The following is a 19,541-nucleotide window of genomic DNA, read 5'->3' as shown; positions in this document are numbered from 1 at the left end:
CCTCCTCAGGCAAGTAGCGCGGCTGGCCATGGCGGCTCCCGATTCAGGCGGTCGGGGCCCGGGCAGCAAAACAACATCGCCTGATCATGATGTGAGGGATGCACTATGCAAAAAATCATCGAAGGTTTTCTCAAGTTCCAGACCGACGTCTTTCCTTCCCGCTCCGATCTGTTCAAGAGCCTGGCGGGGGGGCAGAGCCCCAAGGTGCTGTTCGTCACCTGTTCCGACAGCCGGGTGGTGCCTGAGCTGCTGACCCAGCAGGAGCCGGGGGACCTCTTCGTCATCCGCAACGCCGGCAACATCGTGCCCTCCTACGGGCCGGAGCCCGGCGGTGTGTCGGCCACGGTGGAATACGCGGTGTCGGTGCTCAAGGTGAGCGACATCGTCATCTGCGGCCATTCCAACTGCGGCGCCATGGCCGCCATTTCCAGCTGCCAGTGCCTTGACCATCTGCCCGCCGTCGCCCACTGGCTGCGCTATTCCGACGCGGCCAAGGCCATCATCGCCTCCCAGGAATTCGATTCTCCCCAGGCCAAGGCCGATGCTCTGGTGCGGGAGAACGTCATCGCCCAGCTGGCCAACATCAAGACCCATCCTTCTGTGGCCCTGGCGCTGTCCCAGCGCAAGCTGAACCTCCACGGCTGGGTGTACGACATTGAGCAGGGCGCCATCGACGCCCTGGACGGCAAAACCATGGCCTTCGTGCCCCTGGCGGCCAATCCAGAGGTGCGGGCCTCCTGATTCGGGAGCTGCTCGATGGCCGGTGTGTTGTCGCCGGCAGAGAAAATGAAAACGGCGCCTGGGGCGCCGTTTTCATTTCCACCCTTGAAAAGTGCCTGGAACGGCAAGCGGGACGCGGGCCTGCCTGAAACCCCGCGTCCTGCTTGCCTCTCCGCCATGGCGCGACGAAGAATGGCGTCCCTATTGCCTCTGCGGGCAACCTTGGGTGGCGAATCCGGTGAAAAATCTCAGCGCAGGCTGGCGCCGGCGAGCTTCAGGCCGAAGCCGATGAACAGGCCGCCGACGCTGCCCGTGGCGGTGGCCGAGAGCCGGCGGCGGCGCCGGAAGGCATCGGCCAGATAGCTGCCGCCGAAGATCAGGGCTGAAAGGTAGAAGGCGCTGCAGGCCTGGACGATGAGGCCGAGAATGAGGAAGGACAGCCCCGGGTGGGGGTAATCCGGGGAAACGAACTGGATGAAGAAGGAGATGAAGAATAGGATCGCCTTGGGATTCATTAGGCTGATGAAGAGGGCGGTGCGGAAGGGGCGGGAAGCATCGGCCGGGGCCAGGGGCGCGGTGCTCGTGCTTTCATCCCGGCAGCGCCAGCGCGCCACGGCGGCGCGCAGGAGGCCGATGCCCAGCCACACCAGATAGGCGGCGCCGGCGTATTTGAGGGCCATGAACAGGGCCGGCATGGTGCGCAGCAGGGAGGCCACGCCCGAGGCAGAGAGCACCATCAGGATCAGGTCGCCGAGGAAAATGCCGCAGGCGCCCCGGTAACCGGCGGCCACGCCCCAGCGGGAGGCCACCAGGGTGACATACATGGAATTGGGGCCGGGCAGCAGCACGATGACGATGGTGCCGAGGATGAAGGTGGCCAGGTCGGTGATGCCGTAGGTCATGGGATTCCGGTGGAGCGTGGTTGAGGCGTCAATGGGGTCTGGGGCGGCGCGGCGGTGTCGGTGGGGCGCTGGCAAGGCCCGCCGCGGCCTTACTTGAAGTAGGTGGGGTCTTCGAAGAGGGACTTGATGACCACCTTCTTCACTTCCTTGTGGTCCGGCACGGTGAACAGCACCGGCGTCAGCAATTCCTCGAAAATGCCCCGCAGGCTGCGGGCGCCGGTCTTGTACTCGAAGGCGATTTCGGCGATCTGCTGGAAAACGGCGGTGTCGATTTGCAGCTCCACGCCCTCGCTTTTCAGCAGCTGGCGGAACTGGTGGTAGAGGGAATTCTTCGGCTCGGTCATGACCCGCACCAGCATGGCCTTGGAAAGGTCCTGGAAGCGGGCCACCACCGGCAGGCGGCCGGTGAATTCGGGAATCAGGCCGAACTCGAAAAGGTCGGTGGGCTTCACCCGGCTGTTGAGGCGGTCCAGGATGTTCTGGTTGTCGTCCTCGCCGGTGCCGATATAGCCGAAGCTGTGGCTCTTCTCCATGATCTGCTCCAGGCCGACGAAGGCGCCGCCGCAGATGAAGAGGATGCCCGAGGTGTCGATGTGGCGCCCGTTGGGCAGGCGCACCGGATAGCCTTCCATGATCTTCAGCAGGGCGTGCTGCACGCTCTCGCCGGAGCTGGCCTGGGCCCGGGCTTGTTCCCCCGGGCGGGCCTTGAGCTTGTCGATCTCGTCGATGAAGACGATGCCCCGGCCGGCCTTGACCGTATCGTCACCGGCTTTTTCAAGCAGGCGCTGGAGAATGGCTTCGATTTCCTCCCCCACGTACTTGGTCTGGGCCAGGGAGGTGGCGTCGGTGGTGACGAAGGGCACCTCGAGAAAGCGGGAGAGGGTTTCGCAGAGCAGGGTCTTGCCGGTGCCGGTGGGGCCGATGATGAGGACGTTGCTCTTGTCCAGGCGCACATCGTCGCTGCCCTGGCTGGCCAGTTTGCGGTAGTGGGCATAGACCGCCACGGCCAGGGTGCGCTTGGCCTCGTCCTGGCCGATGACGTACTGGTTGAGGAATTTGACGATGGCGCTGGGGGTGGCGTTCTCGGGCAGCACGGCGGAATCCGGTTGAAATGGCGTGCCGTGACTGTAATCCACGACACGGCACGGCGGCTAGCCTGGGGCCGGGCCGGACGCGGCAAAGAGGCGGTCCAGGGCGCCCGGCGCGGATTCGCGGAAGCCCCTGTCGTCGAGGTGGAAGCGGGCCGCCTCCGTCAGCCGGCCGCCGATGGCGGCGGGCTGGTAGTGCATCAGGCTGAGGTGGCGCACCTCGAGGGTCAGGGGCCGCGTCGGCAGGGCGGCGAGGCGCGCCTGAATGTCTGCCAGGGGATGGGGCGCGGCGTAGAGGCCGAGGGTGAGGTGGGGCCGATAATCCGGGTTGTGCCCGGGTTCCGCATGGTGCGCCGCCAGGGCTTGGCGCAGGCGCGCCACCTGGGCGTGGGGGGCGTCCACGGCCAGATACGGCGCGGCCAGAAAGGTGTCGGCAGCGCCCAGGTGCAGGGTGAACGGGCGGGACTGCAGGGCTGCAAGGGCTGCCAGCTGGGTGTCGAGCTGGCGGCGCGGAAAGTCGTCGTCGACCACGGCGTTGCCCGCGCAGGGAAAGCCGCAGATGGTGAGGGTGATGTGGGGCTGGCGCACGTAGCCCGGCAGCAACAGGGGCGCCAGTTCGGCCTGGAGCCGCCCCACCTGGGCCTGGATGGCCGGGGTATCGGCATCAATGGCCCACAGGGCATAGGCCGGGCGGCCCCGGTGCCAGTCCCGGTAATCGCCATGATGGGCGGCCAGGGTGTGGGCGGCGGTGGGTTCAGGCGGGAGGATCGGCGAGGACATCGGCGAGGACGGAAAGCTGGGCGGAAAATCAGGGTGGAAGATCGGGGGCTGCGGTGATCAGGCTGTTCAGGCTGGCCAGGCATGTGAATGTTACTCAGACACGGCCATAAAAAAACGGGACTGTTGCCAGTCCCGTTTTTCCGGTGCGGAAGGTGATCCGCGCGCTCAGGCCGATGTTCAGGCGAAGTTCTGAGCGGCGAAGTCCCAGTTGGCCAGGGAAGCCAGGAAGGTTTCCACGAACTTGGGACGGGCGTTGCGGTAGTCGATGTAGTAGGCGTGTTCCCACACGTCGATGGTCAGCAGGGGCTTGCCTTCGCCGGTCTTCAGGGGGTTGCCGGCGGCGCCGGTATTGACGATGTCCACGGAGCCGTCGTCCTTTTTCACAAGCCAGGTCCAGCCGGAACCGAAGTTGCCCACGGCGGAGGCGGTGAAGGCCTTCTTGAATTCGTCGAAGGAACCCCACTTCTTGTTGATGGCGTCAGCCAGGGCGCCGGTGGGAGCGCCGCCGCCGGCGGGCTTCATGGAGCTCCAGAAGAAGGTGTGGTTCCACACCTGGGCGGCGTTGTTGTAGATGCCGCCAGCCGGGGCCTTCTTGAAGATTTCTTCCAGGCCCAGGGCTTCGTACTCGGTGCCCTTGATCAGGTTGTTCAGGTTGGTCACGTAGGCCTGGTGATGCTTGCCATAGTGGTAATCAAAGGTTTCTTCGGAAATGTGGGGGGCCAGGGCGTTCTTGGCGTAGGGCAGGGCGGGCAGTTGATGTTCCATCTTATTCTCCGTTTAGTAGGCGGGTTGGTTGGGGTAACCGTCAATTCTAGACAGTCGCAGCACCAGAGACAACGCACCGCGGCGGTGGTTCCCCAATCCGGGTGAAGGACATTCAGGTATCCGGCGCCGCGTCGCTGACCTGGACCTGGCGACGGCCCCGGTGCAGGTGCAGGGTCAACCGCTGCCCGGGGCTCAGGCTGGCGGCGTCGTGCACGGTCTGGCCCTGGGCGTCGAAGGCAATGGCATAGCCCCGGGCCAGCACGGCTTCGGGGTTGAGGTGGGTGAGGCCGGCGGCCAGCCGCTCCAGGCGAGCCCGGCGTGATTGCAGCAGACGCTGCTGCGCACCGGCCAGGCGCAGCCCCAGGGCCTCCAGCCGTGCCTGTTGGGCGGCGGGGCGGGGGCGGTGGCGCAGCAGGCGCTGGCCGGCCCGCTCCAGGGTGAACGCGGCCCGTTCCAGATGCCGGCCCAGGCCCCGTTGCAGGCGTTGGCCCAGGGCTTCCAGCCCCTGGCGTTGCAGGGCCAGGCGCTCCGCCGGGTGCTTGAGACGGCGGGCGGTCCAGTCCAGACGCTGCTGGGCGGCTTCCAGACGGCGGCGGATGCGGCGGCTGAGCTGGTTGTCCAGGCGTTGCAGATGGTTGAGCAGGCCTTCCCGGTCCGGCGCGGCCAGTTCGGCGGCAGCGGTGGGGGTGGGTGCCCGCAGGTCGGCGGCGAAATCGGCGATGGTGAAGTCGGTTTCATGGCCGACGCCGCTGACCACCGGCATGGGGCAGGCGGCGATGGCCCGGGCCACGCCCTCGTCGTTGAAGGCCCACAGGTCTTCGATGCTGCCGCCGCCCCGCACCACCAGCAGCACGTCGGCTTCCCGGCGGGCCGCAGCGGCTTGCAGGGCGGCAACGATCTGGCGCGGCGCCTCTTCGCCCTGGACCAGTGTGGGGTAGAGCACCACGCGGACCTGGGGCGCCCGGCGCGCCAGGGTGGTCAGCACGTCCCGCAGGGCCGCAGCCTGGGGACTGGTGACGATGCCCAGGGTGCGGGGGAAGGCGGGCAGGGGGCGCTTGCGCTCGGCGGCAAACAAGCCTTCGGCTTCCAGCTGGGCCTTGAGGCGCAGGAAGCGTTCATAGAGATCGCCCTGGCCCGCCCGGCGCAGGGCTTCCACATTGAGCTGGAAGTCGCCCCGGGGTTCGTAGAGGGAAACCAGCACCCGGGCCTCGACCTGGAGACCGTTTTCCAGGCGGAAGCCGAGCAGCTGGGCGCGGTTGCGGAACATCACGCAACGCGCCTGGGCCTGCCGGTCCTTGAGGGAGAAATAGGCATGGCCGGAGGCGGCAATGGTGAGATTGGAGATTTCCCCCGCCACCCAGCACAGGGGAAAGGCGCTTTCGAGACGCTGCCGGGCCTGCCGATTGAGCTCGGAGACACTGATGACCTGCTGGGGGGCGACCGGGCTGCTGCGTGACAGGAGGTCGGGCGTGCGGGAGGGATAAGCGGGGGAGGGAGGCAGGGAAGGCATGGCGCCATTCTACGCCAAGGGGCCGGCTGTCCCCAGTCCGGGCGGGGGCTCCGGGCAGATTGGCAAAAGGGCTTGAAAAATAACCCTTGATTCTTTGTGTGAAGTAATAACTATATGATTTTTAATGATTTAAATCCGTACGCCCCTTTTTGCGGCAGCGTAAGAAAAAGCCTTGTCCCAGCCGGGTTTAGCGCATTTGATGACAGGCTATCCACAGGGTTATCCACAGCTTTTGTGGATAAGGCGGGATAAATTCCCCTGCCGTCGCCGCGATTCCCAGTCCCCTCTTGGGAAAACGCCGGTGGGCCTGCCGGCGGTGCGGTTCTGCCGGGCGGGACTTGCCCGAAGCATGAACGGCAGGCTAAAGTTGCGGGCTTAAAAAGACCCTTCGGAGGTTCCGTGTTCGCCATCATCCAGGCTGCGGGCTGGCCCATCTGGCCCCTGTTGTTTGCATCCATCATCGCCCTCGCCCTCATCATCGAACGCCTGGTGGCCCTGCGTCGCGCCAAGGTCCTGCCCGATGGCGTGCTGGCCCGGGTGATCGGCGAAGTGCGCCAGGGCAGCCTCAACGAGGCCGCCATCAATGCCCTGGAACAGGGTTCGCCCCTGGGTCGCGTGCTGGCCGCCGGCCTGCGCAACATCAAGAGCAGCCGCGAAGTGATGAAGGAATCCATCGAGGAGGCCGGCCAGGCCGTTACCCATAACCTGGAACGCTACCTCACCACCCTCGGCACCATCGCTTCCATCGCCCCCCTCATGGGCCTCTTTGGCACCGTGGTGGGCATGATCGAGATTTTCGGCTCCCAGTCCCCCAGCGGCGCCAACCCGATGCAGCTGGCCCACGGTATTTCCATCGCCCTCTACAACACCGGCTTCGGTCTGGTCATCGCCATTCCGTCCATGATCTTCTGGCGCCATTTCCGTGCCCTGGTGGATAGCTTCGTCATCGAGATGGAGCAGCAGGCGGTGAAGCTGGTGGAAGTGGTTCACGGCGACCGTAGCTGAGCGGAGCGCCGACATGCATTTTCGCCGCGGCCGCAACCGGGAGGAGCCGGAGATCAACCTGATCCCGCTCATCGACGTGCTTCTGGTGATCATCATCTTCCTGATGCTCACCACCACCTATGCCAAGTTCTCCGGCCTGGAGATCAACCTGCCCACCGCCGATGCCAGCCAGACGCCGGAGCAGCCCCAGGAGGTGAACGTGGCCGTCACCGCCACCGGCCAGGTACTGGTGAACAAGTCCCCCCTGGCCAACGCCGAGGTGGCTGCCATCGCCGAGGCCCTGCGCCGCGCCGCCGGCAACCAGAAGGACCCGGTCATCGTCATCAACGCCGATGCCAAGGCCACCCACCAGAGCGTGGTGGATGTGATGCAGGGGGCCCAGAGCGCCGGTTATCCCCGCATTTCCTTTGCCACCCAGGCGCCGCAGAAATAAAGGCATGGGCCCAGGCCAGCGGCTGCAGAAATTCTGGTTCCGCAGCGCCCTGCCCCGGCGGGGCGAGGGTGCCCCGGCCTGGGCGGATACCCTGCTGTTCAATCTCCTGACCCCCGTTTCCTGGCTGTTCCGTGGCCTGGTGGCCCTGCGCCGCCAGGCTTATCGGCGCGGATTGCGCCGGGCCGAGCGCCTGCCGGTGCCGGTGGTGGTGGTCGGCAATATCGTTGTCGGCGGTGCCGGCAAGACCCCCCTGACCCTTTTCCTCGCCCGCCAGTTGCGGGCTGCCGGCCGTTCCCCGGGGATCGTCAGCCGCGGCTACGGCAGCCGGGAGGCGGGCGTGCGCGCTGTGGCGCCCCATGATGACCCGGCCCGGGTGGGGGATGAACCCTTGCTGCTGGCGCGGGAGAGCAACTGCCCGGTGTGGATCGGCCGGGATCGCCCCGCTGCCGCCCGGGCGTTGCTGGCGGCCCACCCCGAATGCGACGTGATCCTCTGCGACGACGGGCTGCAGCATTACCCCCTGGCCCGGGACGTGGAAATCGCCGTCTGTGACGTGCGCGGCCTGGGCAACGGCCGCCTGCTGCCGGTGGGCCCCCTGCGGGAGCCGCGGGCACGTCTGGCGGAGGTGGACGCGGTGGTGGGCAACGGCATGGCTCCGGAACTGCTCTTCAAGGCCGGCGAGACAACCCCGCCGCTGTTCCGCATGACCCTGGTGCCGACCCGCTTCCTCAAGCTGCAACGGCCGGAGGAAGGCTGTTCCGTCGAGGCCCTGAAGGGCCGCAAGCTCTACGCCGTGGCCGGCATCGGCCATCCCCAGCGCTTTTTCCGCACCCTGGCCGACCTGGGCTTGCAGGTGGAGGCACGGGCTTTCCCCGATCATCACGCCTACACCGCAGCCGACCTGGAATTTGCCCGGGACGGCGTGCTCCTTACCACCGCCAAGGATGGGGTAAAATGCGCCGCCATCTACGGGGGTGAAGCCTGGGTGCTGCCGGTGGCCGCCCAGGTCAGCCCCGACCTATCCGCTTTTGTTCTGGAGAAAATCAATGGACGCACGGCTGCTGGACATCCTGGTCTGCCCGGTTTGCAAGGGTAATCTGGAGTACCGCAAGGAGCAGAAGGAACTGGTCTGCAAGCCCTGCAAACTGGCCTTCCCCATCCGCGACGACATTCCCATCATGCTCGAGGAAGAGGCCCGCGCCCTGGGCGCCGACGAAGCCTGAGCGACGGACGGAGCCGCATCATGCTGCGCTTCAAGGTCGTCATTCCCGCCCGTTACGCCTCTTCCCGCCTGCCGGCCAAACCCCTGCTGGATCTGGGTGGCAAGCCCATGGTGGTGCGGGTGGCCGAGCGGGCGGCCCTCTCCGGCGCCGAGGAAATCTGGGTGGCTACGGATCACCCGGAGGTGGAGGCGGCCGCCAAGGCTCATGGCCTTCAGGTGCTGATGACCCGGGCCGACCATCCCACCGGCACTGACCGTCTGGCCGAAGTGGTGGCCCTGCGGGGCTGGGGTGACGATACCCTGGTGGTGAATGTGCAGGGCGACGAGCCCTTGATTGAGCCGGAGCTGATCGCCGCCACGGCTTCCCGCCTGGCTACGAGCGGTGCCGACATCGCCACCGTGGCCCATGGCCTGACCGAAGCGGCGGACTTTTTCAATCCCAACATCGTCAAGCTGGTCTGCAAGGCCGACGGGGACGCCCTGTATTTCTCCCGGGCCCCCATTCCCTACGCCCGGGACCACTTTGCCCGGGAAGGGGGCGGCGAAACCTTGCCGCCGGAACTGCCCTCCTATCGACACGTGGGCCTCTACGCCTATCGCGCCGCCTTTCTCAAGGCCTATTCCGGCCTTGCCCCGTCGCCCCTGGAGCAGTTCGAGTGCCTCGAGCAGTTGCGGGCCCTGTGGCATGGCTACCGTATCACCGTGGCCATTTCCGACAGCCTCCCCGCCCCCGGCGTGGACACGCCGGAAGATGCCGCCCGGATGCGCAAATGGTTTGACCGTGAGGGAATTTCCGAGTAATTTTCGCTCCTAAAAAACAGGCCGGAAATTCCCTAGAAACAGGCTTGGAAAGCGGAGTTCGCAGGGTTTCAGAACTCCGGTTGACGCAGTGCTTCCGCACTGTGGCCAGAACAGCGCCAGACCGTACAAAAAACATAATTCCAATCAACGCACTTCTGATCGACTTCACGTCATCGCACACATTCCGAGGACTCCATGCGACTGATTCTCCTCGGCGCTCCCGGCGCCGGTAAGGGCACCCAAGCCCAATTCATCCGCGAAAAATTCGGCATCCCCCAGATTTCCACCGGCGACATGCTGCGCGCTGCCGTCAAGGCCGGTACCCCCCTGGGTATCGAAGCCAAGAAGGTGATGGATGCCGGCGGCCTGGTTTCCGACGACATCATCATCGGTCTGGTGAAGGATCGCCTGCAACAGGACGACTGCAAGGCTGGCTACCTGTTCGACGGCTTCCCCCGCACCATTCCCCAGGCCGAAGCCATGAAGGCTGCCGGCGTGGCCATCGACTTCGTGCTGGAAATCGACGTGCCCGACAGCGACATCATCTCCCGCATGAGCGGCCGTCGCGTGCATGTGGCCTCCGGTCGCACCTACCACGTCACCTTCAACCCGCCCAAGGTGGCCGGCAAGGACGACGAGACCGGTGAAGACCTGATCCAGCGCGACGACGACAAGGAAGAAACCGTCAAGAAGCGCCTGGATGTTTACCACTCCCAGACCAAGCCCCTGGTGGATTACTACGGCAAGTGGGCCGCCACTGGCGACGCCAACGCACCCCAGTATCGCAAGATCGCCGGTGTGGGCTCCGTGGAAGACATCAAGAACGCCGCATTCGCAGCACTGAAGTAAGAGGAGGCGGATCGCCATGGCGGTGAAAAACGCCTTCTACGCCCAGTCCGGCGGCCCCACCGCTGTGATCAACGCCTCCGCCTGCGCCGTCATCGAGACGGCGCGGGCCCATTCGGACAAGATCGGCAAGGTCTTCGCCGGGCGCAACGGCATCGTCGGCGCCCTCACCGAAGACCTGATCGACACCAGCCTGGAGTCCGTCGAGGACATCGCCCGGCTGCGCACGACCCCGGGAGCCGCCTTCGGCTCCTGCCGCTACAAGCTCAAGTCCATCGAAGAGCATCGGGCCCAGTACGAGCGCCTGATCGAAGTCTGCCGTGCCCATGACATCGGCTACTTCTTCTACAACGGCGGCAACGATTCCATGGATACCGCCTGGAAGGTTTCCCAGCTGTCCGAGAAGATGGGCCACCCGCTGATCTGCGTCGGCGTGCCCAAGACGGTGGACAACGATCTGCCCCTCACCGACTGCTGCCCGGGCTTCGGCTCGGTGGCCAAGTATGTCGCCACCTCCATCCGCGAAGCGGGGCTGGACGTGGCCTCCATGGCCCGCACTTCCACCAAGATTTTCGTCCTAGAAGTCATGGGCCGCCATGCCGGCTGGATCACCGCCGCCTGCGGCCTGGCTTCCGGCAGCGGGGTCGATTCCGGCCAGCCGCCCCACATCCTGCTCTTTCCCGAAGTGCCCTTTGACGAGGCTGCCTTCCTGGCCCGGGTGCAGCAGTGCGTGGATCGCTACGACTATTGCACCATCGCCGTTTCCGAAGGCCTGAAAACGGCCGACGGCAAGTTCGTCTCCGAGCAGGGCGGCAAGGATGCCTTCGGCCATTCCCAGCTAGGGGGGGCCGGACAGTGGATCGCCGAGCTGATCAAGGACAAGCTGGGCCACAAGTACCATTGGGCCCTGGCGGATTACCTGCAGCGGGCCGCCCGCCACATCGCCTCCCGCACCGATGCGGAGCAGGCCTATGCCCTGGGCAAGGCGGCGGTGGAACTGGCGGTCTCCGGCCGCAACGCCGTCATGCCTACCGTGCAGCGTCTGGCCGATGCGCCCTATCGCTGGGAAGTGGGCGTGGCCGAGCTGAAGGATGTGGCCAACGTGGAACGCAAGATGCCGGCGGACTTCATCAGCCCCGACGGTTTCCACATCACGGAAAAATGCCGTGCCTATCTGGCGCCGTTGATCGAAGGAGAGGACTATCCTCCCTATAAGAACGGCTTGCCCGATTACGTGCAGCTGAAGAACGTGGCCGTGCCCCGGCAGTTGGGGGATTTCAAGGTGTAAGTGACCCAACACTGCGACCCGCACGGCAGGACAGGTTTGTTTCATGCAGCAAACCGGACCGTAAGGACAGCTAATCGCCCAAACGGCCTGAGCTTTACCACTATTACGGGAGGGAGTTCATGTCATCAGGTCTGTTGTTAGCGCTCGTGTGCGCAGTGTTGGCGGTCCTTTACGGCGCCATTTCAAGCAAGTGGATCCTCAGTCTGCCCGCCGGCAACGAGCGGATGCAGGAGATCGCCAAGGCGATCCAGCAGGGGGCGTCCGCCTATCTCAACCGGCAGTACACCACCATCGGCATCGTCGGTGCGGTGCTCTTCGTCGTCATCGGCATTTTCCTCGCCTGGAATACGGCCATCGGCTTCCTCATCGGTGCCGTGCTTTCCGGTGCCACCGGCTTCATTGGCATGAACGTCTCGGTGCGGGCCAATGTGCGCACCGCCGAGGCGGCCCGGGGCGGCATCGCGCCGGCTCTGGATGTGGCCTTTAAGGGCGGCGCCATCACCGGCATGTTGGTGGTGGGGCTGGCGCTCCTGGGGGTGGCCGGCTACTACGCCATCCTCAAGGCGGGCGCTGCGCCCGGCACGGAAATTCACCATATCGTCGAGCCCCTGGTGGGTCTGGCCTTCGGTGGCTCCCTCATCTCCATTTTCGCCCGTCTCGGTGGCGGCATCTTCACCAAGGGCGCTGACGTGGGCGCCGATCTGGTGGGCAAGGTGGAAGCCGGGATTCCGGAAGATGACCCGCGCAACCCTGCCGTGATCGCCGACAACGTGGGCGACAACGTGGGCGACTGCGCCGGCATGGCGGCCGACCTGTTCGAGACCTACGCCGTGACCGTGGTGGCCACCATGGTGTTGAGTGCCCTCATGCTCAAGGGCGTGCCGGCGGCCAACGACAACCTGGTGGTCTATCCCCTGGCCCTGGGTGGCGTCTCCATCATCGCCTCCATCATCGGCTGTTTCTTCGTCAAGACCACGGAAGGCGGCAAGATCATGGCCGCCCTCTACCGCGGCCTGGCGGTGGCTGGCGTGTTGGCCCTGATCGCCTTCTACCCCATCACCACCTGGATGCTGCCGGAAGGCGTGCCCCTGGCGGATGGCAAGGTCATCGGCGTCAATGCCGTCTTCGGTGCCTCCGTCGTCGGCCTGGTGCTGACCGCCGTGCTGGTGTGGATCACCGAGTACTACACGGGCACCGACTATGCGCCGGTGAAGCACGTGGCCTCGGCGTCCCAGACCGGCCATGCGACCAACATCATCGCCGGCCTCGGGGTGTCCATGAAGTCCACGGCCCTGCCGGTGCTGGCGGTGTGCCTGGCGATCCTGGTTTCCTACAATCTGGCCGGGCTTTACGGTATCGCCATCGCCGCCACCTCCATGCTCTCCATGACCGGTATTGTCGTCGCTCTGGACGCCTACGGGCCGATCACGGATAACGCCGGCGGTATTGCCGAAATGGCCGAGCTGCCGAAGGAGGTGCGCAACGTCACCGATCCCCTGGATGCGGTGGGCAACACCACCAAGGCGGTGACCAAGGGCTACGCCATCGGTTCTGCCGGCCTGGCGGCCCTGGTGCTCTTTGCCGACTACACCCACGCCCTGGAGACGGCAGGCCTCAAGCTTTCCTTCGACCTTTCCGACCACATGGTGATCGTCGGCCTCTTCATCGGCGGCCTTATTCCCTACCTGTTCGGTGCGATGGCCATGGAGGCCGTGGGTCGGGCTGCCGGTTCGGTGGTGGAGGAGGTGCGGCGCCAGTTCCGCGAGGTCAAGGGCATCATGGAAGGCACCGCCAAGCCGGATTATTCCCGGGCGGTGGACATGCTGACCAAGTCCGCCATCAAGGAAATGATCATTCCCTCCATCCTGCCCGTGGCGGTGCCGGTGCTGGTGGGCCTCTTTCTCGGGCCCAAGGCCCTGGGCGGGGTGCTCATGGGCACCATCGTCACCGGCCTTTTCGTCGCCATTTCCATGACCACCGGCGGCGGCGCCTGGGACAACGCCAAGAAGTACATCGAGGACGGCCACTACGGCGGAAAGGGTTCTGACACCCACAAGGCCGCCGTTACCGGCGATACCGTGGGCGACCCCTACAAGGACACCGCCGGCCCGGCGGTGAACCCCCTCATCAAGATCATCAACATCGTGGCCCTGCTGATTGTGCCCCTGGTGGTGAAGCTGATGGCCTGAGGCTTTTCGTTCTGGCGAAGGAGGCGGCTACGGCCGCCTCTTTTTTTTTGGGGATTTTTGTGGTGCACCTTGATCGGCGCATCGTCGGTTGGTTGTACCGGGGCAGTGCTGGGAATGAATGGGAGAAATGAGCGCAATGGGGAGCGGACTGAGCGGGCGGGTTACCGGCTCAGGTGCTAACCTGGAATGGCCTGGAAGGCAATAGGGACGGGGGTCTTGCGGTAGCCGCTCTGGAGAGGCGCTTGCCTGCTGTATTGCCAGGGGGTGATGCCAAAGAATGGCGTCCTGCTTGCCGCTCCGGGGTGGCGTGTTTGAGCGGCCAGGGGTTGGTGAGCCTGGCTGCCCTTGCGCTACGCCAGGGTCGGCAGCAGCTTGCGTCGGCCGCCTCCCCCTGGGCCTAGCGCATGTCGAACAGTTCCTGGTGGAAATCCTGGGGCGACAGCCCCCGGGCCACTAGATCGTCGCGCAGGGTTTGGCCGAAGGCGCTGGGGCCGCAGAACCAGAAATCCCCTTGCTGCCAATCCGGCACCCGTTCGCACAGGGTGGCTGCATCGAGCCGGCCATCCCGGCTGGCCACGACGACGTGCAGGCGCACCCCGGCGGCTACCGCCAGGCTGCCGACCCGGGCGATGAAATCCGCGTCCGGCGCGCTGGTGCTGTAGAAAAGATCCACCTCCTTGCCGTCCGGCGCCAAGGCCAGGGCCTGCATCCGGGCCATGAAGGGGGTGATGCCGATACCGCCGGCAACCCAGGTCTGGCGCGGCTTGCCGCTGTCGAAATCGAAGCGGCCGTAGGGGCCTTCGATGGTCACCAGGTCACCCTTGTGCAGCAGCGCTGGCAGGCGGGAGGTGTAATCGCCGAGGCCCTTGATGAGGAACAGCAGGCGTCCGTCGCCCCGCCAGGCGGAGGAAATGGTGAAGGGGTGGGCGCCCTCCTGCGGGTCGAAGGTGACAAAGGCGAACTGGCCGGCACCGTGGCCGGGCCAGCGGTCCCGCAGGCGCAGGCCCACCTTCAGCACCCGGTTGTCCTGGTGTAGCGCCAGATCCTCGATTTCCCCCACCACCTGCCGCCGAATGCCGACCCGGCCGGCCAGGGAAACACCGGCGCTGATGCAGCCGCCGGCCACCAGCAGCGCCAGGGCCAGGCCGAGGGCCTCGTTCCAGTCGCGGAAGCGTAGCAGTACCACCGAATGGAAGGCCAGCAGCAGATAAATTGGCGCCAGCAGGCGATGGGCCAGGTGGAAGTGACGATAGGGAAAGCGCTTGGCCAGGGCCAGCAGGATGAGCACTACGGCGCCGTAAAAGGCCCATTCGCCGATGTCTTCGGCCAGACCGCGCTGGGACTGGAAAAAACGGAAGAGCTCGATACTTTCCTCGAGCCTCGGCCCCCGGGGCGGGCGTTCCAGCCAGCCCCAGCCCACCGCCCATTTTGGCCCCTTGGCCCATAGCCAGTGGATAGTGGCCAGCACCAGGGCGCTGATGCCCAGCCACTTGTGCAGGCGGTAGGCTTTGTCCATACCGCCCAGCCAGGGCTCGAGAAACACCGGGCGCAGCGCCAGGATCATGCCGATGCTCATGGCGCCCATGGCGAGAATGCCGCTGAACTGCACCATGCTGCCGCGCAGGGGAAAGAAGCCCCGGCCATTCAGGGCCAGGGGATCGGTCAGCCACCACAGGGCAGTCAGGGCGGCAAAGAGGCCGACGTAGGCCAGGCGAATGTTTTTCATGGTTGTCCTCCCCGGCCGGCGGTGCGGATGCCGCCGGTGTCGGCTAGTGGCGCATGGCCAGCAGGGTTTCCGAGCTGTAGTCCCGTCGATAGAGCACGGCCACCACCACTGTGGTCACCATCAGGAAGAGCCCAGGGCTGACCAGCCAGGTGAGGGCGGCCAGGCCGAAGTAATAGGCCCGGATGCCCCGGTTGAAATCGTCCCCGGCAAAACTGTTCACCGCCGCCATGCGGCGGGCGTAGGCCTCGATCTCGCTATCGCTGTCGCAACGGCCGGTGGGTGCGGCGCCCACCATGATGGAGAGCAGGTTGAATTGGCGCAGGGACCAGGTGAATTTGAAATAGGCGACGACGAAAACGCCGAAAAGCAGCAACAGCTTGAGTTCCAGCAGGTCCCGGGAGACTTCCCGGGCGAAGGGAAAGTCAGCGGCCACCGAGACGACCTTATCCAGGGTGCCGAGCACGGCGAAAAGGCCGGCGATGATGTAGATGGTGGTGTTGGCGTAGAAGGAGACGCTGTTCATCAGGTTGCCGATGAGGGAGGCGTCGGTGATGCGTACCTCCCGCTCCAGCAGTCGACGAGCCCACAGCAGGCGGTAGGCATGGCCTTGTCCGACCAGGTTTTCCTGGGCGTGGGGGCCGCGCTCGGCGAAGAAGACGTAACCGACCCAGCACAAGATGAACCAGGAAAGGGCACTCCAGTCGAGCAGGGTGAGATGGGCCAGGGGGCCGTGGGGCATGGGGAATCCGCCAGAAGGTTACCGATGGGGCGATTTTGCCACAGAGCCTGGGCCGGCCCCAGGCGGCAAAGGGTCGCAATGGGCCGTAAGAGGCGGAAACTCAAGCTTGGCGGCTGCGGGCCGGCAGGTGGCGGGCGAGAAATCTCATCTGATCGGCCAGAATGCGTCGGTTGGAGAGAATGAGGAACTCCGCCCGGTTGGGGGCATAAGGCAGGTAATGGAGCGCCATGCCGGCCCGTTCCGGCAGGCGGGCACCCTTCTTCTGGTTGCAGGGCAGGCAGGCGGTGACGACGTTGGTCCAGACATCCAGGCCCCCCTTGGAGACGGGCTGGACGTGGTCCCGGGTCAGGCGGCTGGCCGGGAATTCCCGGCCGCAGTAGGCACAGAGGTGGCGATCCCGATGAAACAGTTCCCGGTTGGAGAGGGGCGGCACATGAGGGTTGAAGCCGTGGCCCGGGCTGTGGCCGCGCAGGGCGATGATGCTGTTGGTGGTGATGAGGGAGCGCTGGCCGCTGCGGCGGGAGAGGCCGCCGCGCAGGGTGAAGGCATTGTCACCCGCATCCCAGGCCACCATTTCCCGGGCGTAGTAGAAGCAGGCCTGCTGCCAGGAAATCCAGCGTTGCGGCAGGCCATACTGGTCGAGCACCAGGATCAGCGGGGTCTCTGCCAGATCCGCCAGGAAGCAGGGCACATCGGACAAGGCGGCGAGGGGGAGCGGTACCGGTACCGGATCGTTCATGGGGAGTCCATAAAAATCATCGGTTTGAGGCAGGGTAACAAAGCCGGCCTGGCTTTCGAAGCGCGGCCTTGTCCCTCGGGGGGGAGTGGCTTTCGGGTATCCTCGCCCTTTTCCCGTTGCCAATTTTCTTCCCCTTCCTTTGTCGTTTGACCGGAATACGGCGCCTGGGCTCCCCGGCGGCCGACCGCAACAGTCATGGACCTTTCTCCTGCCTTCCCCTTAACCCTGCGTCGGGCCTTGCTGGCTTCTCTGGCTTGCCACGGCGTGCTGCTGCTGTGGGGGGATGTGCGGCAGTTGGCGGTTCTTTCATCGCTCCCTGGGGGTAATCGGTCCCTGCAGGCGAGACTGCAGGCCCCGGGTGTCGGCATCAATAAGGGGGAAGCCCCCGGCCGTGCGCTGCGCGCTGGGCCGGGGGCGGTGCTGCAGCGGGGGCTGGAGCCTTCCTCCCCTGCTGTGCCGGAGCAGCAAGGTCCGGTGGTGACAAGGGATTCGCCCCCTGTCTTGGCGGTGTCCGGGGCTTCCCATGAAGCAATGCCGGCGCCCCGGATGACTGGAGGGCGGGTGGTGATGGCCAATGGGGGCGCTTCCGCCGGTACCGCACCGGCGGCGGCCACGGCGGCAGGCGGGGGGGGAGAAGCCTCAGCCGTGCCGGCGGCGCTACCGGCAAGAGAGGGGGCCAGCGGCGATGCCCTGCGCCAATACCGTCTGGCCCTGGCGCTGGAGGCGCGTCGTTTCAAGCGCTATCCCCGCCTGGCCCGGGAGCGGGCCTGGGAGGGCACGGTGGAAGTGGCGGTGCGCCTGGGCAGCGGCCCAGCGTTGGCCAGCCTGGAGCATTCCAGCGGCTACGGTCTGCTGGATGACCAGGGGCTGGAAATGGTGCGACAGGCCCTGGCGGTGACGCCGGTCCCGGAAGCCCTGCGGGGGCGGGAGTGGCGTCTGGTCTTCCCCATCCAGTTCAGTCTCGAGGAATAAGGCCATCCGGCGCTATCCCAGGCCATCCCGGTAGCAGGTGGCGAGCCAGGGGCTGGAGGGGGAGCGTGTGGGGTGGTGGCTGCAAGCGGGCACCCGGGTCGGTGCCGCTGTTCCTTAAAGATAGTCGGCCGGCGGCGGAGGCAGATCCAGCTGATGCAGTCGGAAAATGCCCTGGCGGCGGTCTTCCAGATAACGCTCCAGAGCGAAGCGGACGCTGCGGAAGGCCAGGGCTGACCAGGGGATTTCCGCTTCGGTGAGGAGTGCTGTTTCCAGGCTTTCCTCTCCCGGTTCATGCCGGCCATCCACCAGATGGCCCCGGTAGAACAGGTGGACCTGGTTGATGTGGGGCACATTGACGAGGGCGAAGAGGGGGCCGATCTCCACCTTGGCACAGGCTTCTTCCAGGGTTTCTCGGGCGGCGGCCTGGCTGGTGGTTTCTTCGTTTTCCATGAAGCCGGCGGGCAGGGTCCAGAAACCGTGGCGGGGCTCGATGGCCCGGCGGCAGAACAGCAGCCGGCCTTCCCATTCGGCAATACACCCCACCACCAGCTTGGGGTTGAGGTAATGAATGGTGCCGCAGCTGTCGCAGACGTGGCGCGGCAGGCTGTCCCCCGGGGGAACGCGCAGGCGCACGGAGGCGCCACATTGGCTGCAGAAATTCATGCTGGAATCCGGATGTCGTTTGGCGGAAGTGGCTCAGGAAAGCTGCATTCCAGGAATGGCGCCGATTTTAGCGACTTTTGTCCTCGCCCACGGCGGTGGAGCAAAGATACTATTCCTTTCGGAAGATTTTGCCTGTTTCCAACCCATACTATGATACTTGGGAATAATCGGCGGTTGCGGCAATAAAGACGCCTTTGGCCTGACCGGGGTTGTTGCTAGAATGGCGCGTACGTAACGATTCAATACAGCAGGCCCTGCCGAGAAAGGCAGTGGGGGGGAGCATGTTTCTCATCATTGGTTATGTAGTCATCCTGCTGGCTTCGGTTGGCACCTACGCCATTCACGGCAGCCTGGCGGCGCTGTGGGTGCCGGCGGAGTACATCGCCATCATCGGTCTGGTGGTGGGTTCCTTCGTGGCTGGCAACAGCATGAAGGTCATTAAAAAGACCGTCGGTTCGCTGCCTTCCCTGCTCAAGGGCTCCAAGTACACCAAGACGCTCTACATCGATCTCCTGGCCATGCTCTTCGAGATCCTGGCCAAGGTCCGCAAGGAAGGCCTGATGGCCATTGAAGCGGATGTGGAAAACCCCGATGGCAGCCCGATCTTCTCCAAGTATCCCGACATCGTCAGCGACCACCATGTCCTGGATTTCATCACCGACTACCTGCGCATGATGGTGGGCGGTAACCTCAATACCCTCGAAATCGAAGCCCTGATGGACATGGAAATCGAGACCCACCACCATGAGGTGGAGGTGCCCGGCCATGCCATGGCGAAGATCGCTGACGGCGCTCCCGCCTTCGGTATCGTGGTGGCCGTGATGGGGGTGGTGAACGTGATGGGCTCCGTGGGCCAGCCTCCCGCCGTGCTCGGTAAGATGATCGGCGGCGCCCTGGTGGGTACCTTCCTGGGGATTTTGCTGTCCTACGGCTTCGTTTCTCCCATTGCCAACCTGCTGGAGCAGAAGGCCCACGAGGGCTCCAAGATTTATCAGTGCATCAAGGTGGTGCTGCTGGCTGCGATGTCCGGCTATGCGCCCCAGGTGGCCATTGAATTCGGTCGCAAGGTGCTGTTCTCCGATGTCCGCCCCGGCTTCCTCGAGCTCGAAGAAGAGCTCAAGGCACGTAAGGGTAAGTAAGCCATGAATGTGCG

At 65.3% G+C, this 19,541-nt stretch carries 20 protein-coding genes; 11 read left to right on the top strand and 9 right to left on the bottom strand.

Features of this window, described 5'->3' with window-relative positions:
* Positions 1-105: 105 nt before the first annotated feature.
* Positions 106-741, top strand: a complete 636-nt coding sequence (locus AZSI13_RS00540; RefSeq protein ID WP_109039234.1) for a carbonic anhydrase — start codon at positions 106-108, stop codon at positions 739-741.
* A 227-nt stretch (positions 742-968) separates the two neighbouring features.
* Here the strand turns inward: AZSI13_RS00540 and leuE are convergent, their stop codons facing one another.
* From leuE to xseA, 5 genes are all read right to left on the bottom strand, one after another.
* Positions 969-1,622, bottom strand: a complete 654-nt coding sequence (gene leuE / locus AZSI13_RS00535) for a leucine efflux protein LeuE (protein WP_109039233.1) — start codon at positions 1,620-1,622, stop codon at positions 969-971.
* 89 nt (positions 1,623-1,711) lie between these two features.
* The gene (clpX, locus tag AZSI13_RS00530) at positions 1,712-2,716 is read right to left on the bottom strand and encodes an ATP-dependent Clp protease ATP-binding subunit ClpX (protein WP_109039232.1); all 1,005 of its coding nucleotides are present in this window, start codon (positions 2,714-2,716) and stop codon (positions 1,712-1,714) included.
* A 57-nt stretch (positions 2,717-2,773) separates the two neighbouring features.
* Positions 2,774-3,490, bottom strand: coding sequence for a 2'-5' RNA ligase family protein (locus AZSI13_RS00525; protein ID WP_109039231.1), 717 nt, complete (start codon positions 3,488-3,490; stop codon positions 2,774-2,776).
* A 177-nt stretch (positions 3,491-3,667) separates the two neighbouring features.
* Complete coding sequence (locus tag AZSI13_RS00520; protein ID WP_109039230.1) at positions 3,668-4,255, bottom strand: superoxide dismutase; 588 nt, start codon at positions 4,253-4,255, stop codon at positions 3,668-3,670.
* A gap of 112 nt (positions 4,256-4,367) precedes the next feature.
* A complete protein-coding gene (gene xseA, locus AZSI13_RS00515; protein WP_109039229.1) occupies positions 4,368-5,765 on the bottom strand; it encodes an exodeoxyribonuclease VII large subunit in 1,398 nt (465 codons plus the stop codon).
* Between the two features lie 399 nt (positions 5,766-6,164).
* Here xseA and AZSI13_RS00510 point away from each other — a divergent pair, with 399 nt between their 5' ends.
* The 8 genes from AZSI13_RS00510 to AZSI13_RS00475 all read left to right on the top strand — a co-directional run bounded on the left by AZSI13_RS00510 (position 6,165) and on the right by AZSI13_RS00475 (position 13,549).
* Entirely contained in the window at positions 6,165-6,770 is a 606-nt protein-coding gene (locus AZSI13_RS00510) for a MotA/TolQ/ExbB proton channel family protein (RefSeq protein WP_109039228.1), read from the top strand.
* A gap of 13 nt (positions 6,771-6,783) precedes the next feature.
* Positions 6,784-7,203 carry a biopolymer transporter ExbD gene (locus AZSI13_RS00505; protein WP_109039227.1) on the top strand — a complete coding sequence of 140 codons (420 nt, stop codon included), beginning with the start codon at positions 6,784-6,786 and terminating at the stop codon, positions 7,201-7,203.
* A gap of 4 nt (positions 7,204-7,207) precedes the next feature.
* Positions 7,208-8,299: a tetraacyldisaccharide 4'-kinase gene (gene lpxK, locus AZSI13_RS00500; RefSeq protein ID WP_109039226.1), complete on the top strand. Its 1,092-nt coding sequence runs from the start codon at positions 7,208-7,210 to the stop codon at positions 8,297-8,299.
* The gene (locus tag AZSI13_RS00495; protein ID WP_109039225.1) at positions 8,250-8,426 is read left to right on the top strand and encodes a Trm112 family protein; all 177 of its coding nucleotides are present in this window, start codon (positions 8,250-8,252) and stop codon (positions 8,424-8,426) included. The genes lpxK and AZSI13_RS00495 overlap by 50 nt, the downstream gene beginning before the upstream one ends.
* A 20-nt stretch (positions 8,427-8,446) precedes the next feature.
* Positions 8,447-9,226: a 3-deoxy-manno-octulosonate cytidylyltransferase gene (gene kdsB, locus AZSI13_RS00490; protein ID WP_109039224.1), complete on the top strand. Its 780-nt coding sequence runs from the start codon at positions 8,447-8,449 to the stop codon at positions 9,224-9,226.
* A 195-nt stretch (positions 9,227-9,421) separates the two neighbouring features.
* Complete coding sequence (gene adk / locus AZSI13_RS00485; protein ID WP_109039223.1) at positions 9,422-10,075, top strand: adenylate kinase; 654 nt, start codon at positions 9,422-9,424, stop codon at positions 10,073-10,075.
* A gap of 16 nt (positions 10,076-10,091) precedes the next feature.
* Positions 10,092-11,360, top strand: coding sequence for a 6-phosphofructokinase (locus AZSI13_RS00480; RefSeq protein WP_109039222.1), 1,269 nt, complete (start codon positions 10,092-10,094; stop codon positions 11,358-11,360).
* Positions 11,361-11,479: 119 nt separating this feature from the next.
* The gene (locus tag AZSI13_RS00475) at positions 11,480-13,549 is read left to right on the top strand and encodes a sodium-translocating pyrophosphatase (protein WP_109039221.1); all 2,070 of its coding nucleotides are present in this window, start codon (positions 11,480-11,482) and stop codon (positions 13,547-13,549) included.
* Positions 13,550-13,946: 397 nt separating this feature from the next.
* On the opposite strand, the gene AZSI13_RS00470 is transcribed toward AZSI13_RS00475, so the two are convergent.
* From AZSI13_RS00470 to AZSI13_RS00460, 3 genes are all read right to left on the bottom strand, one after another.
* Positions 13,947-15,275, bottom strand: coding sequence for a ferric reductase-like transmembrane domain-containing protein (locus AZSI13_RS00470; RefSeq protein WP_109039220.1), 1,329 nt, complete (start codon positions 15,273-15,275; stop codon positions 13,947-13,949).
* A 43-nt stretch (positions 15,276-15,318) separates the two neighbouring features.
* Entirely contained in the window at positions 15,319-16,014 is a 696-nt protein-coding gene (locus AZSI13_RS00465; protein WP_109039219.1) for a DUF599 domain-containing protein, read from the bottom strand.
* Between the two features lie 100 nt (positions 16,015-16,114).
* A complete protein-coding gene (locus AZSI13_RS00460) occupies positions 16,115-16,753 on the bottom strand; it encodes an HNH endonuclease (protein WP_109039218.1) in 639 nt (212 codons plus the stop codon).
* A 546-nt stretch (positions 16,754-17,299) separates the two neighbouring features.
* On the opposite strand from AZSI13_RS00460, the gene AZSI13_RS17425 reads away from it, so the two are divergent.
* Positions 17,300-17,725, top strand: coding sequence for a TonB family protein (locus AZSI13_RS17425; RefSeq protein WP_165833256.1), 426 nt, complete (start codon positions 17,300-17,302; stop codon positions 17,723-17,725).
* A 114-nt stretch (positions 17,726-17,839) separates the two neighbouring features.
* On the opposite strand, the gene AZSI13_RS00450 is transcribed toward AZSI13_RS17425, so the two are convergent.
* On the bottom strand, positions 17,840-18,388 hold the full coding sequence (locus tag AZSI13_RS00450) for an NUDIX hydrolase (RefSeq protein ID WP_109039216.1): 549 nt from the start codon (positions 18,386-18,388) through the stop codon (positions 17,840-17,842).
* 281 nt (positions 18,389-18,669) lie between these two features.
* Between AZSI13_RS00450 and motA the strand changes: the two genes are divergently transcribed.
* A complete protein-coding gene (motA, locus tag AZSI13_RS00445; protein WP_109039215.1) occupies positions 18,670-19,527 on the top strand; it encodes a flagellar motor stator protein MotA in 858 nt (285 codons plus the stop codon).
* Positions 19,528-19,541 lie beyond the last annotated feature (14 nt).

The sequence above is a fragment of the Azospira sp. I13 genome, assembly GCF_003112695.1.
Lineage (GTDB): Bacteria > Pseudomonadota > Gammaproteobacteria > Burkholderiales > Rhodocyclaceae > Azospira.
This window is presented reverse-complemented; position numbering and strand designations above follow the sequence as displayed.